This window comes from Roseivirga sp. UBA1976 (assembly GCF_002336325.1).
Taxonomy (GTDB): Bacteria; Bacteroidota; Bacteroidia; order Cytophagales; family Cyclobacteriaceae; genus Roseivirga; species Roseivirga thermotolerans.
This window is the reverse complement of sequence record NZ_DDDQ01000138.1, coordinates 13365-28007: the sequence shown is the minus strand read 5'-3', so window position 1 is coordinate 28007 and position 14643 is coordinate 13365. Positions and strand designations below refer to the sequence as shown.

General features: G+C 45.3%; 9 protein-coding genes. 6 read left to right on the top strand and 3 right to left on the bottom strand.

Annotated features, from left to right (window positions below):
• Positions 1 to 207 precede the first annotated feature (207 nt).
• Positions 208 to 516, bottom strand: a complete 309-nt coding sequence (locus tag B3763_RS13700; RefSeq protein WP_189629656.1) for an isoamylase early set domain-containing protein — start codon at positions 514 to 516, stop codon at positions 208 to 210.
• A 238-nt stretch (positions 517 to 754) separates the two neighbouring features.
• Between B3763_RS13700 and B3763_RS13695 the strand changes: the two genes are divergently transcribed.
• The 3 genes from B3763_RS13695 (at position 755) to priA (ending at position 6385) form a co-directional block, all read left to right on the top strand.
• The gene (locus B3763_RS13695) at positions 755 to 1726 is read left to right on the top strand and encodes a GSCFA domain-containing protein (protein WP_286747297.1); all 972 of its coding nucleotides are present in this window, start codon (positions 755 to 757) and stop codon (positions 1724 to 1726) included.
• Positions 1726 to 3765: a thioredoxin domain-containing protein gene (locus tag B3763_RS13690; RefSeq protein ID WP_286747296.1), complete on the top strand. Its 2040-nt coding sequence runs from the start codon at positions 1726 to 1728 to the stop codon at positions 3763 to 3765. The genes B3763_RS13695 and B3763_RS13690 overlap by 1 nt, the downstream gene beginning before the upstream one ends.
• 103 nt (positions 3766 to 3868) lie before the next feature.
• Positions 3869 to 6385, top strand: coding sequence for a replication restart helicase PriA (priA, locus tag B3763_RS13685; protein WP_286747294.1), 2517 nt, complete (start codon positions 3869 to 3871; stop codon positions 6383 to 6385).
• 2 nt (positions 6386 to 6387) lie between these two features.
• Here the strand turns inward: priA and B3763_RS13680 are convergent, their stop codons facing one another.
• On the bottom strand, positions 6388 to 7782 hold the full coding sequence (locus B3763_RS13680; protein ID WP_286747293.1) for a cation:proton antiporter: 1395 nt from the start codon (positions 7780 to 7782) through the stop codon (positions 6388 to 6390).
• 493 nt (positions 7783 to 8275) lie between these two features.
• Here B3763_RS13680 and folE point away from each other — a divergent pair, with 493 nt between their 5' ends.
• The 3 genes from folE (at position 8276) to dcd (ending at position 11107) form a co-directional block, all read left to right on the top strand.
• A complete protein-coding gene (gene folE / locus B3763_RS13675; protein WP_189629651.1) occupies positions 8276 to 8968 on the top strand; it encodes a GTP cyclohydrolase I FolE in 693 nt (230 codons plus the stop codon).
• Positions 8965 to 10476, top strand: coding sequence for a cysteine--tRNA ligase (gene cysS / locus B3763_RS13670; RefSeq protein ID WP_286747292.1), 1512 nt, complete (start codon positions 8965 to 8967; stop codon positions 10474 to 10476). Before folE ends, cysS begins: the two co-directional genes overlap by 4 nt.
• Positions 10477 to 10582: 106 nt before the next feature.
• The gene (gene dcd, locus B3763_RS13665) at positions 10583 to 11107 is read left to right on the top strand and encodes a dCTP deaminase (protein ID WP_189629649.1); all 525 of its coding nucleotides are present in this window, start codon (positions 10583 to 10585) and stop codon (positions 11105 to 11107) included.
• A 138-nt stretch (positions 11108 to 11245) separates the two neighbouring features.
• Here dcd and B3763_RS13660 read toward each other — a convergent pair whose 3' ends face one another.
• Positions 11246 to 14359, bottom strand: a complete 3114-nt coding sequence (locus B3763_RS13660) for a VPS10 domain-containing protein (RefSeq protein WP_286747290.1) — start codon at positions 14357 to 14359, stop codon at positions 11246 to 11248.
• Positions 14360 to 14643 lie beyond the last annotated feature (284 nt).

The window sequence follows — 14643 nt, the reverse complement described above, 5'->3', positions numbered from 1 at the left end:
ATTGCGGATATTTTCCTTTGCGTATGTGAAGTTTTCAGAGGAAAATTCCGCAATGACGTCCTAAGGGGGACATTTTACTACTACCGTATTTACCCTTCGGGATACCTTCCTCACTCAAACCGTTAGGCACAAAAAAAGGCGGTATTGTTTCCAATAACCGCCCGTCTCAAACGAGAACTCACCTATGGAAAGTCCTAAATGTCTTTCTTATAGCTCTACTACCGAATTGTCTTCAAAGGTCAATTGATTAGGAACATACTTATCGGCTTCCCAATCATTTTCCCAAACTTCGCCATCGATCAGATAACGAAACTGGTACTCTTTGCCGGTCTCTAGCTTAACAGTAGCCTTAAAGTCTCCTGTTTTAAGCTTTTTCATTTCAGTAGCCGCCTTGTCCCAACCGTTGAATTCGCCCACAAGATTTACCTTGCTGGCGCCCTCAGCAGCTTCGGCTGGCAACTGAAAAGTGACATTAGCCACCGGCTTGGTTTTCAGATACTGCTTTTTAATACTCATCACTAAAAAGTTTACCATACAAATGTTCTTACAATTTGAAGGCACAGCAAAAAAAATCGAAAAAATGAAGTGAAACGATTGCATTCATAACTCACTCAATATCAACACATTTTCAACCCCATATAATTAAAAGAAAAACTAAGCTACAGAGTTGCTATAGCGGGTGGTCAACCAAAGAAGTCTCTCAAATTGGTCGTTCCAAGGAACCAGTGGCCACGGGAAAGCCTTATCTTTGCACATGTTCAGAACAGAAATTGAAGAACTAAAAAGCCGGCTCAAAATAGGCTATTCGTCACCGCTTCTTACCGTAGGCTCCTGCTTCTCCGATTCCATCGGCCAACGGCTCGAGGCGGCCAAGTTTGAGGTTATGGTCAATCCGCTCGGCACAATATTTAACCCGCTTTCCATCTTTGAGCTTTTAGAACTGGCTCTGGAACGTACCGAAGTACTGGAACAGGCCACTCTGAAACGCGATGGCGTTTACCTGAACTACAAGTTCCATTCGAGCTTCAGTGCCAAAACCAAAGCTACTCTGCACAAGCGCATGGACGATGCCCTGAATAAAGTCTATGAGCAAATCAGTAAGGCCAGTGTGCTGTTCATAACCCTGGGTACGGCCTGGGTTTATGAGCAAAAAAAGACCCGCATGTTGGTGACCAATTGCCATAAAACACCTCAAAAGGAGTTCGAAAAAAAACTACTTAGCTCAGAAGAAATAGTGTCGGCATTTTTTAGCCTCAAAGAACTCATTCACCAATACAACCCCACTATTGAGTTTGTGCTCACAGTAAGTCCGGTGCGGCACACACGAGATACACTCCCCTTCAATTCCGCCAGCAAATCGGTACTTCGTTTAGCTGCGCACTACATTACCGAAATGGCAGATGATGTACACTATTTTCCGGCCTACGAGATCATGATGGACGACCTTCGCGATTATCGGTTTTATGAAAAAGACATGATCCATCCCAATGAACAAGCCATTGACTATATCTGGCAAAAGTTCGTTTCGGCCTACATTCACCCCAAAGACCTGGAGCTAATGGAACAGTGGGAAAAAGTAAGACAAAACCTTAACCACCGGCCATTTAACCCCAAGTCGGCAGGACATCAGAAATTTCTGCACAACACACTCCAACAACTTAAATCATTGAGCCACACCCTTTCGCTTGGTGAGGAAATAGCACAAATCAAAAAACAGATTCAGTAATGGCCAACAGACTTATAGAAGCCTCCTCTCCTTACCTGCTTCAGCATGCCCACAATCCGGTTGACTGGTACCCTTGGGGCGAAGAGGCCCTGGACAAGGCCAAAGCGGAAAACAAACCAATTATAGTAAGTATTGGCTACTCGGCATGCCACTGGTGCCATGTAATGGAACGGGAAAGCTTTGAAAACGAAGACATTGCCTCCATAATGAATGAACACTTTGTGTGCATTAAGGTAGACCGGGAAGAACGGCCCGATGTAGACCAGGTATACATGGAGGCCGTTCACGCTATGGGGCTTCAGGGCGGATGGCCACTCAATGTCTTTCTCTTGCCCGACCAGCGACCATTTTACGGAGGCACCTATTTTCCTCCCAAAGGCTGGGCTCAGCTTTGCATACAAATTCACAGGGCCTTTAGCCAACAATATGATGAATTGGCCAAATCGGCCGATGGCTTTATGAACACCCTGGCGCGTAGCGAAGTAGAAAAATACGGACTGATTGGTCAGGGGCAGGCATTTACAAAAACCGCTGTCCACCAGATGTACCAAAAGTTTGCTGAAAATTTCGACCGGCAAAAGGGAGGAAACAACCGGGCTCCTAAATTTCCTATGCCCGTAGTTTACCAGTTTCTGCTCAAAGAGGCTCACGTAAATCAAAACACCGAAGCACTAACCCATGTGGAGCGCACTCTTGACCACATGGCTCGGGGAGGAATTTACGATCAGGTGGGCGGAGGCTTTACCCGCTACTCTACCGACATGGATTGGTTTGTTCCACATTTTGAGAAAATGCTTTACGACAATGGTCAGTTGGTAAGTCTTTACTCACAGACCTATCAGGCCACTAAAAAAGAACTCTACAAAGAGGTTGTTTTTCAAACCATCGATTGGCTCGAAAGAGAAATGACTTCGGAAGAAGGAGGCTTTTATGCCGCACTGGATGCCGACAGCGAAGGAGAAGAAGGCAAGTTTTACTTATGGACAATCGAAGAGTTCTATGATCTGCTCCAGATAGATGCCGAACTCATGATTGACTACTACAACCTGACTGCTGGCAACTGGGAACCCGGTAAAAACATTCCGTTTCGTGCAGCATCTGACGAAGACTTTGCCAAAACCCACGGACTGGATATTGACGAGTTGAAGGATATTGTGCGCATAGCCAACCGAAAACTGCTCAATGCCAGAAACGAAAGGGTAAAACCCGGACTGGACGATAAAATTCTCAGCGGTTGGAATGGCCTCATGCTATCGGGACTTTGCGATGCCTACGCCACCTTTGGTGAAGAAAAGTTTCTATTGCTAGCCCTCAAAAGCGCCAAGTTCATTGAGCAAAAAATGATGGACGATAGCAAGCGACTGTTCCGAAATTACAAGAATGGAAAAGCCGGCATAAACGGATATCTGGAAGACTACGCAGCCGTGATTGAAGGCATGGCCAAACTTTATCAGGTAAGCTTTGACGAACACTGGCTCATGCTTGCCAACACCCTTACGAGCATCACCCTCTCAGAATTTTATGATGAGAAAGAAGGGTTGTTTTTTTATACCTCTAACAAGGCCGAAGAGCTTATTGCACGCAAAAAAGAAATATTCGACAATGTAATTCCCTCTTCCAATGCCCTAATGGCCACCAACCTGAAAACACTCGGGCACTTGTTGAGTCATGAAGAATATACTGAAGCTGCTCGCGACATGGTAGATCGCATGAATAGGGTGCTAATGTTGGCTCCACAAGATTTGGCTCAGTGGGCCACCTTGTATGCCCTGCACACTTACCCCACGGCAGAGGTAGTAATGGTGACCAACAACCTAGCCCAGGTGCAAGCCCTGCATCAACAATACGAACCCAATAAGGTGATAGCCGGCAAAAAACCACAAGCCACATCGGGCCTGGCCCTCTTAAAAGGTAGAGAAATGATTAATTCTGCAACCACTTACTTTGTATGCTACAACAAAACCTGCCAGCTGCCGGTAAACAACGTAGAAGATGTTTTCGCACAAATGCAACAGGCATCAAAGAATGCATCGCAATAGGTGGTTCACACACATTGTCGAGATTTTCCGCCACATTCCGGCCATACGCCATCGCTCACTAGGCTATAATTAATATCTTCAACCCTTGATTTAGAGGAGCCAATTGTCGTCACTTCAACTCAATATCGATGCCCCTGAGGGGGAGACTACCTACTTTGCCGATGTGGCACTGCCCATACCCATTGCCCGGCTTTTCACCTACAGAGTTCCTACCGAGTTTCAGGAACTGGCGAAGCCCGGAGTGCGGGTAATTGTGCAATTTGGCAGACAAAAGGTAGTAACCGGCATTATAGACTCCATACACCGGAAGGCCCCCGAAGTGTATTCGGCCAAACCCCTGCTCGATATACTCGATGCTGAACCCATAGTTACTCCACAGCAAGTGAGTCTAATGAAGTGGATGAGCAGCTACTACCTCTGCACCTTTGGAGAGGTGCTCAATGCCGCCCTTCCTTCAGGACTAAAACTGAGCAGCGAATCTAAAATACAACTACACCCTCACTACGACTGGAACGACACAGATCTGACTTTAGACGATCGGGAGGTTTTGCTGCTTTCGGCCCTGGAAAATAAAGACTCCTTGAGTTATAGAGAAGCAGCCGATATTCTCGAACTCAAAAGTGCCTATAAGTACATAAAATCACTGGTTCAAAAGGAACTCATCATTATTTATGAAGAAGTAAAAGAGCGCTACAAACCCCGAAAAATTAAGAAAGTACGATTGCATGGCGATTTTCTGGCTCATGAAAATCAATTAGACGAACTGTTTCAGCAGTTGGAAAAGAGCCCCAAACAAGCCGATATACTGCTCTATTATCTGCGCGAAGTGCCCGTGTTTCAGGAACCAAATAAAAACCAACAGGGCCTACCTAAGTCAGACTTTCAACAAAACGGTCTATCGGCCTCCTCTTTAAAAACATTGATCAAAAACGGGATATTTATAGAGTTCGAACAAATTATTTCTCGTTTCGAAGAAGATCAGGCTTTTGAGCCAAAACCACTGGTTCTAAGCGAAAAGCAAGAAGAAGCACGACACCAAATCATCAGTCAGTTTCAAGAGCATCCCACCGTGTTGCTTCATGGCATTACCGGAAGCGGAAAAACAGAAATATACATAGACCTCATTCAAGGAGCACTGGAAAGCGGCCAGCAGGTATTGTACCTCTTGCCGGAAATTGCACTTACCGCGCAAATTGTACAGCGACTTCGAAAGATCTTTGGCGACCGAATGGGCGTGTATCACTCTAAATTCTCTGATAACGAACGGGTAGAAGTTTGGTACGGACTCATGGAAGGCCGCTTTGATTTTATTGTAGGCGTTAGGAGCAGTATTTTCCTTCCTTTCCACAATCTGGGGCTGATTGTAGTAGACGAAGCCCATGAATCGAGCTACAAACAATACGATCCGGCTCCGAGGTATCACGCCAGAGATGCTGCGCTTTTTCTGGCTCACTTGCATGGTGCCAAAACACTGCTTGGCTCGGCTACTCCCTCATTGGAATCCTATACCAATGCCCTGCAAAAAAAATATGGACTGGTAGAACTCTTTGAGCGATACAACGAAGCGAGCTTGCCGCACATAGTAGTGGCCAACCTTACCGAAGAACGTAAGCGAAAAACCAATGTGGGCGACTTTAGCTCCGTACTCATTGAGGCCATTGCCGAAGTGCTTGAAAAAAAAGAGCAGGCCATTATTTTTCAGAACAGACGGGGTTACTCCAACTACCTCACCTGCGAAACCTGCGGGTTTATACCGGAGTGTACGCGTTGCGCGGTAAGCCTCACCTACCATCAGTATAAAAACCAGCTCAACTGTCACTATTGCGGCCACAAACAAGCTGTGCCCCTGGTTTGTCCTGCATGTGGCAGCACAAAAATACATACCGTAGGAATTGGTACCGAAAAAATTGAAGAAGAGCTAAAACTCATTTTTCCTAAAGCCCGTGTGCAGCGAATGGATTTGGAAACTACCCGAGCCAAATATGCCTACCAAAACATTATTCAGGAGTTCGAAAAAGGTGAAATAGATATTCTGGTGGGTACACAAATGGTTTCTAAGGGGCTCGATTTCGACAAGGTCAGCCTTGTAGGCGTATTCGATGTAGACCGCATGATTCACTTCCCTGATTTTCGGTCTTTTGAGCGCACCTTTCAGATGGTCACTCAGGTAAGTGGCCGTGCCGGAAGAAGGGAAACCCAGGGTAAGGTGGTTATTCAGAGTCGCAACCCCGATCAACACATTATCGAACTCATCCAAAAAGGAGACTACCACGCCTTCTATCACGGAGAAATGCGTGAAAGAAAGCAATATCACTACCCTCCTTACACCCGCATGATACACCTATTGCTGAGAAGCAAGGACAAAAAGCTTACTCAGCAGGCTGCCCAAACCCTTAGCAATCTATTAAAAGAAGACCTTGGAGCCGGTAGAGTATTGGGGCCGCAAGAACCGCTCATTAACAAAATCAGAGACAAATTCCTGATGGATATTTTCCTGAAAATTGAGAAGAAGTACAAGATGGAGGCTGTAAAACAGCTTATCCAAAAGGCCCAACTGGAACTGCTTAAAACAAACGAATATAAATCGGTAGAAGTAGTAGCCGATGTAGACCCCTATTGATATTACTTTTCGGGCTCATCCTTATCAGGTTTATGCTCTTCCCCTTCTCCTTTTTCTTCATTGGCCACCGGCTCCACGTCCGTAGCCTCTACGGCTTCTTCGGCCTGTTCAGTCAGTACAACTTCCTTGGCCGATGCAGGCGAAGAATTGCTCATTCGCTGCAAAAAGTACGACAGACCGGAGTCTTCTAAAGGCGCAGGCTGCCCTTCTTCCAAGCCCTCTTTACCAAACTTAATCAGTCCCCAGGTCATGACAATACTGGTACAAATAATGGTAATCAGAATAATATCGGCATTGAAAGTAAGCGAGGTCAACTCCTCCGGAATGCTAAAAAACAAGAGTACCGTAATTAGCCCCCGAGGGGTAATGAAGAACTCAGGAAATATGGATTTCTTCCACATAAAGGCCTTCAAGAAAACAAAGCGAACCACAAAAAAGAAAACCACAATACCCAATCCCACAGCAAACACCTCCAGGTTGAGCAAGGCCTTGAGGTCTATGGTAGTGCCAAACACCACAAAAAAGAAGGTACGCACCACAAAGGCCGACTCGCGTGTGACCAGATGCAGGTCTTTGAGTATGCTGTTTACCGTGTTTTCATTGATAAACTCCTTGAGCTTACCCACAAAAAACAAGTTGATGTTGTTGAGCAACAGGCCAAATACCAGAATAATGACAAGCGATGAAAGGTGTAGTTGCTTGCCTATGGCGTACAGCAAAATGAGTACGGCAATGAGCATGAATAATTTTACATCGCCCTCCAAGCGCTGAAACAACATTACCAGGGCATAGCTCACAATCACCGAAATGACTATGGTAATAATGATATTGCCCACAATGCTATAGATAACCTGATTGGTAGACTCTACTCCCACATTTTCTACCAAAAAGTAGAAAAACATAATGCCCAGTATATCGGAAAAGGTGCTCTCATAAATCATGAACTCCTTCTTGTCTTTTGCAAGCCGTGTCACGGAAGGAATTACAATAGCACTGCTCATAATGGAAAGCGGCACTGCATATACCAACGAAATAATGGGATCTTCTCTAAAAACCTGATTGATAATGAATGAAATACCAAAAGCACAAACTACCAGCGAAATGAGCGCTACAGTAAACGATTTCCAGATAATTGGCCATTTTTCACGAGTTAGTTTTAAGTCTATAGCCGCCTCCAATACAATCATTATGAGCCCCACAATACCCAACACCTCAAGAGTGCCGAATATGAGCTTATCTTGATTGAAGTTATAGTAGTCCATGGCGTACTTGCCTGCAATACCCAATAAAATGAGCAGGATTACACTCGGTATATTGGTACGCTTAGAAATGAAATTAAAAACATGCGAAAAAATAATTACGCAGGCTAAAACTATGATCAGGTTATATGCATTCATCTAGGTCAATTAACAGTTAATATGCTTAAAAATTGCCGTTTGCTTTTGGCTGGTCACTTCCTTTTCACCCAAATATACAGAGAGGTATTTTAGGTCGAGATAAAAAATGCTACTCGTTCAGTTTCTCAAGTAAGCTTTTTTTCTCGAATTGCCCCCACCCGTCCTTATGAATGGTTGGAGTGTTTTAGCATAGTAAAGCGCTAAAACGGCCCGAATGTTTCATGCCGGCCATCTTACCAAAACCATCCAAAAACCCAGATTCTAAGAGGCCAACTATTCAATACTCAGACCAACAATGACTTAGCCCTTTCAAAGCGGCTATTGAACAAGCAACTATTTATAAATAATTATCTGCTTCAGGGGTAAATAATGAATCATTTATAGCATTGAATAGTTATCTAAGACCAATTTTAATACCATAGGAATTAATCGTACTTTTGCCCAACTTTTTCGCAGTTGGCGAGTAGAAGTGTTAACGCAAGAAATCAATTGAATGGAAAAAAATTCGAACAAGTCGTCTGAGGAGCTTTTGAAGGAAATTGAGGAGCTGGGAAATGACCATGTGATGACATCGATAGCTACCCCCCTGCGGGAAGATGCTTTTGACCTGACAGATGCTGAGAAAATAGAGCTGATTCAGGGCTACTTCGAGAAGATTATGCATACTCTTGGCCTCGACCTAACCGATGACAGCCTGCGAGGTACTCCAAAACGGGTAGCCAAACTTTATGTGAATGAGCTTTTCAAAGGGCTGAATGAGAAGCACAAACCTTCCATGTCTACCTTTGAGAACAAATACCAGTACAACCAAATGCTGGTAGAAAAGAATATTACACTCTACAGCAACTGCGAACACCACTTTTTACCTATAGTGGGAAAAGCACACGTAGCCTACATACCCAACGATAAGGTAATTGGTCTTTCTAAGATTAACCGTATTGTAGACTATTATGCCCGAAGACCGCAGGTTCAGGAGCGATTGGCCCTACAGATTCTCAACGAAATGCAACAAAGCCTCGGCACTGAAGACGTAGCCGTGTACATAGATGCCGAACATATGTGTGTGAGTTCTCGTGGAGCCTCTGACCAATCTTCCAGCACCGTTACGGTAGAGTATGGTGGCAAGTTCAATGAAGAAACAACTAAAAAAGAATTTCTGACTTACATCAACAACCCGTTGAAATGAGCCTATACGAACAGTATCCGGTAAGTATTTACAATTCTCTAAACAAACAAAAGGAAGTTTTCAAACCCATACATGAAGGCCGCGTAGGCATGTATGTGTGCGGCCCTACCGTGTATAGCGATGTACACTTGGGCAATGTGAGAACCTTTGTGTCTTTCGACATCATGTTTAGGTACTTGCTTTACCTGGGCTACAAAGTTCGTTATGTAAGAAATATTACCGATGTGGGTCACCTGGTGGGCGATGCAGACGAAGGAGAAGATAAGATTGCCAAAAAAGCGCGACTGGAAGAACTGGAACCCATGGAAATTGTACAGAAGTACACCAACGGGTTTCACGATGTAATGCGCCTATTCAATGCTCTGCCCCCCTCGATTGAGCCAACGGCCACCGGCCATATTGTGGAGCAAATAGAGTTTATTAAGCAAATTATTGCCAACGGCTATGCCTACGAAAAAGATGGTTCGGTCTATTTCGATGTTAGAAAATACAACAAAGACCATCAGTATGGTGAATTGAGTGGCCGCAACATAGACGAAATGCTCTCCAATACCAGAGAGCTCACCGGTCAGGATCAGAAAAACGACCCGCTCGATTTTGCGCTTTGGAAAAAAGCCGAAGGCGGTCACCTTATGCGATGGCCATCGCCCTGGGGAGTTGGCTTTCCCGGTTGGCATCTGGAGTGCTCCGTAATGAGCACCAAATACTTAGGTGAACAATTTGACATTCATGGTGGTGGCATGGATCTGAAATTCCCCCATCATGAAGCCGAAATTGCCCAGAACAAAGGCTGCTGCCACAAGGGGGGCGCCAATTATTGGGTACATGGCAACATGCTGACTGTGAATGGCCGAAAGATGGCCAAATCTGAAGGCAATGGATTTACCCCTGAGCAGCTCCTCACAGGCAACCACAAGCTGCTGGAAAGAGGCTACTCGGCCATGACCGTGCGCTTCTTTATGCTCATGTCGCACTATGCCAGCACACTCGATTTCTCCAATGAAGCTCTACAAGCTGCAGAGAAAGGTTATAAGCGTTTGATGGCTAGCCTTTCGCTCATAGAAAAGGTTCCTTCTGCCGGAACAGGCAGTGTAGATGAGCAGAAATCGAACGAATTAAAACAGCACATTGAGCAGGCCTTTAACGATCTGAGTGATGACTTTAACACGGCCAAAGCCATTGCCAACCTCTTCGAAGTAAGCACCAAAATAAACACCTACTATCAGCAGCCTGCTGAACTGGCAAAAATAGATGCTGACATCTTTAACTGGGTAATTACACACTTCAGAGGCATTATATTCGATGTGTTGGGCCTAAAGAACGAAACAGACCTGGCGCAAAACAACAATGTGTTGGATGGGGCCATGCAGGTATTGATAGAACTAAGAAAGCAAGCTAAATTCAGCAAAAATTACGCACTGTCTGACAAAATTAGAGACGACTTGAAGGCCGCAGGTATTCAGCTCAAAGATGAGAAAGGTGGTGAAATGTCATACACCATAGACTAACACTGCTTAAAATATACAAGGCCTTAACGATAGAAAAATGCATTAGACCATTGCCGAAGATGGCTGGGCACAATTGGCTAATGAACGTATAGATTTGTGATAACCTATGATTCTTTCAGGAAGAGAAATAAAGCGAGAGATTGGCAAAGGCATTAACATTGAGCCTTTCAATGAGTCGCAGCTAAACCCCAATAGCTACAACCTTAAGCTTCACAATGAGCTTATGGTATATACCAATCCGGTGTTGGACATGAAGACTCCTAACCCGGTGGAACGCCTTACCATTCCTGAAGAAGGTTTGCTCCTGGAAACAGGTAAACTCTATCTGGGGCGCACGGTTGAAAAAACAGAAACTTCCAAGTTTGTTCCAATGCTGGAAGGAAGAAGTTCCATTGGCCGCCTTGGTTTGTTCATTCACGTAACCGCAGGCTTTGGGGACGTTGGTTTTAACGGGTTCTGGACACTGGAGATTTTCTGTGTGCAGCCTATTCGCATTTATGCGGGAGTAGATATTTGCCAGATATTTTACCACACTATTGAAGGCGACTACGATACCTACCAAAACGGCAAATACCAAAACAACAATGGCATTCAGGCCAGTATGCTTTATAAAGACTTCGAAAAGAAATAAGCTTTATACACAGAAAACGGCTCTGCACTTTTAGTCACTTTAAAGTTCAGAGCCGTTTGACTTAGCTATCTATCTGCTCAGCCACCTCTATTTGTATCGACCAAGCCGGGTGCTCTGGTTCAACCCAGAAAAACACGTTTATTTTCCGAGACGTATGGCGCCAATGCCTGCATTCCACAATTTCTCATTGAGGCCGGGTATGGTACTATTCATCCACTCCCGGGCCTGGGCTTCATACCTCTTCCATTGAGCATCCAGCTCCGCCTTGCGGTCGCGAACAGCCTGCGTAACTTTAGGAATACTGCTCTCAGCCTGATTAATTAAGAACAAGTACTCTGCCGTAAATTTGTTTGGAAAGTTCTCCACATCGTCATAGGCCTTAGACATGCGCTGAACCATATCATTGTCCCAGGCTGTGAGCGCCTCAATTAGTGCCTCGCTTTCCTCCTTCAGGTCTCCTTCCAGGGTTTCAGTGATGGTCTTGAGCTGATGACGGACTTTGTAGAGCTGATTAACCGTACGGTGCATTTGTGTTAGATTAGCCTCCATCTCCGACATTATGGCATCGTAAGCCATGTAGTCGTCATTACTTACATCGTACAACGGATTAGCTACAATGGTGGCTTTGGTTGTGAGTGTTTGGTCAGCCGCCTTCAGCCTAAGCTGATATTCACCGGGAGCCACCTTATGCCCATTGTAACTACCCTCAATATACACATGCGTAACTCCGGGCATAATGGGGTGTCGGGTATCCCAAACAAATCGGTTTAACCCCTCATTGGCACTGAGTCTTGGAGCACGTGAAGGCCCACCATCGTACGCTACAAAATCTTTCTGTTCTTTGGAGCTCAGCCTCCGTATCAGGCGCCCATTGGCATCGGCAATCTCCAACTCCACATCGCCCGAAAACCCTTTAGGTAACTCATAGTATATGACCATACCACTGGCCGGATTTACACCGGCAAAATCGCTGGTACCATCAGCACTATTTCCGTTCAGCGGACTGCTCCAACTTCCGTATACAGTTTCGGCCGGTTCATATAGCTTTACCCCCGGCTTATTCTCGTACTGTGCAAGCAGGCTCAAATCATCCAATATCCAAAACGATCGGCCTGAGGTGGCCACAATGAGGTCGTCCTGGTGAACCATCAGGTCATTAATAGGTGTAACGGGCATATTGAGTTGAAAAGGCTCCCATTTTTTACCACCATTCCAGGAGATATAGATACCGGTTTCTGTTCCGGCATAGAGCAAATCTTTTCTCTTCTTATCTTCCCTAACCACCCGTGTGAAGGCTCCATAAGGAATTCCTTCGCTTATATTGGTCCAGCTTTGGCCATAATTGGTGGTTTTATAAATGGCAGGGGTCTTATCATTGAACTTGTATCGGGTAGTGGCAATATAGGCCGTAGCCGGATCGTGAGGAGACACTTCAATGGCGTTAACCAGGCACTCTTGCAAGCCCTTAGGGGTCACGTTTTGCCAGGTTTTTCCGTTGTCGCGGGTCAGGTGCACCAACCCATCGTCACTGCCCGTCCAGAAAACTCCGGCTTCATGAGGCGACTCCATAAGGTAGGCAATGGTTCCATAGTTTTCTGCTCCAACCGCCTCGTTGGTATATGGTCCTCCACCGTTACCTTGCTTTTCATCGATATTCCTGGTGAGATCGGGCGATATTTCTTCCCAGGTTATTCCTTTATCTCTGGTTCTCAATACCTTTTGGGCAGCATGGTAGAAGGTTCCAGGTTCATGTTTAGACCAAATGATGGGCGCGTTCCAGTTAAAGAGGTACTTCATGTCTCGCGCTGCCTTTCCCAAATACTGAATGGGTGCCTCCATCACATTGGTACTTCCGTTAGACTCCATATCCATTAGTTCTATTGTGCCCAGGTAGCTTCCGCCCATAACGTAACGAGGGTTATCCGGATCGAAAGCCAAAAAAGCACTTTCTCCACCGGCCGATGGCCACCAGTTTCTCTCTCCAATACTTCCGGATCCCAAAGCCATGCTGGCAATCTTCACAGAGCTGTTATCCTGCTGACCACCATATATGTTATAAGGAAAGAGGTTATCTACGTTAATCCTGTAAAACTGTGCCGTAGGCATATTCGACTGGGTAGACCAGTGCTCACCCCCATCAAAGCTAATGGCTGCACCTCCATCGTTGGCAATAACCATGTTTTTGGAGTTGTTTGGGTTAATCCATAAATCATGATAGTCTCCGTGTGTGCCGGTAATTCTTTGCCAGGTTTTACCACCATCAATAGACTTTAAGGCAGGAGCACTGAGCACATATACCGTATGTTCATCGTTTGGGTCGGTAAATACTTCCGTGTAATACCAGGCCCTTTGTGTAAGTCGGTTGTCGTCACTTACACGGCTCCAACTTTTGCCAGCATTGTTAGACACAAACAAGCCACCAAGGTCTTTATTAGAATCGCTCTCAATGAGTGCATACACCTTATCAGAGTTAGCCCTGCTCACCGCTATGGCCATTTTACCAAGTTCATTGGGCAGGCCTTTTTCTATCTTGAACCAAGACTCACCACCATCCATACTTTTATATACTCCGCTACCTTCTCCTCCGCTGATTACCTTCCATGGTTTCCGTTCGTGTTCCCACATGGTAGCATAAAGCGTATTAGGGGCATTCATATCCAAAGAAAGTTCACTGCAGCCTGTCGATTCATTGACAAAAAGCACCTGCTTCCAGGTCTTTCCACCATCGACCGACTTGTAAATACCTCTTTCCTTATTGGGGCCGTGCAAGGCTCCCTGAGCGGCCACCCAAACTATGTCGGGATTGGAAGGGTGTACCACAATTCTTGCAATATGCTGAGTGGCCTCCAGGCCCATATGTTTCCAGGTTTTGCCAGAATCGGTTGATTTATAAACACCATCGCCATAGCTGGTCATCACCCCTCTTGGAGCATGTTCACCCATGCCCACATAAATAATATTGGGTTGAGCCTCTGAAACGGCTATTGCCCCCACGGAGCCCGTCTTAAAAAAGCCATCGGAAATATTAAACCAGCGCTGACCTGCATCCTCCGTTTTCCAAAGACCACCGCCCGTAGTACCCATATAATAGGTGGTGGGGTTGCCCACAACTCCCATGGCATTAACTGACCTCCCCCCTCTAAAGGGCCCAATGTTTCTATATTTTAAAGGTTGAAAGTATTGATCGGCCGACTGTGCGGCAACCTCCAATACTGAAAAGATAAGTGCAATACAAAAAAATAGCTTATTCATAGGTTTAAGTGGATGTTCTCTGTAAGATAAGGAATTGAATGGATTTAGTGAGTCATGCCTACCCCAACTTGGGTTGAGCAGAAAAGGTTCTCTTCCTAAACCATGCTTATTCACTTATTATTTAAACCTCGGTTATCCCTAGATTCACGAGGCTATTTCCATTGATTTTCGTATATTGTGAGATTAATTTATGGATTAAGCGGCAAGGAATGACTTCCAGTGGTCTGTTTCAAGACCTCCCAACTTAATCCTCACCCCTCACCCAGAAGCCAAGACTCAAGCAG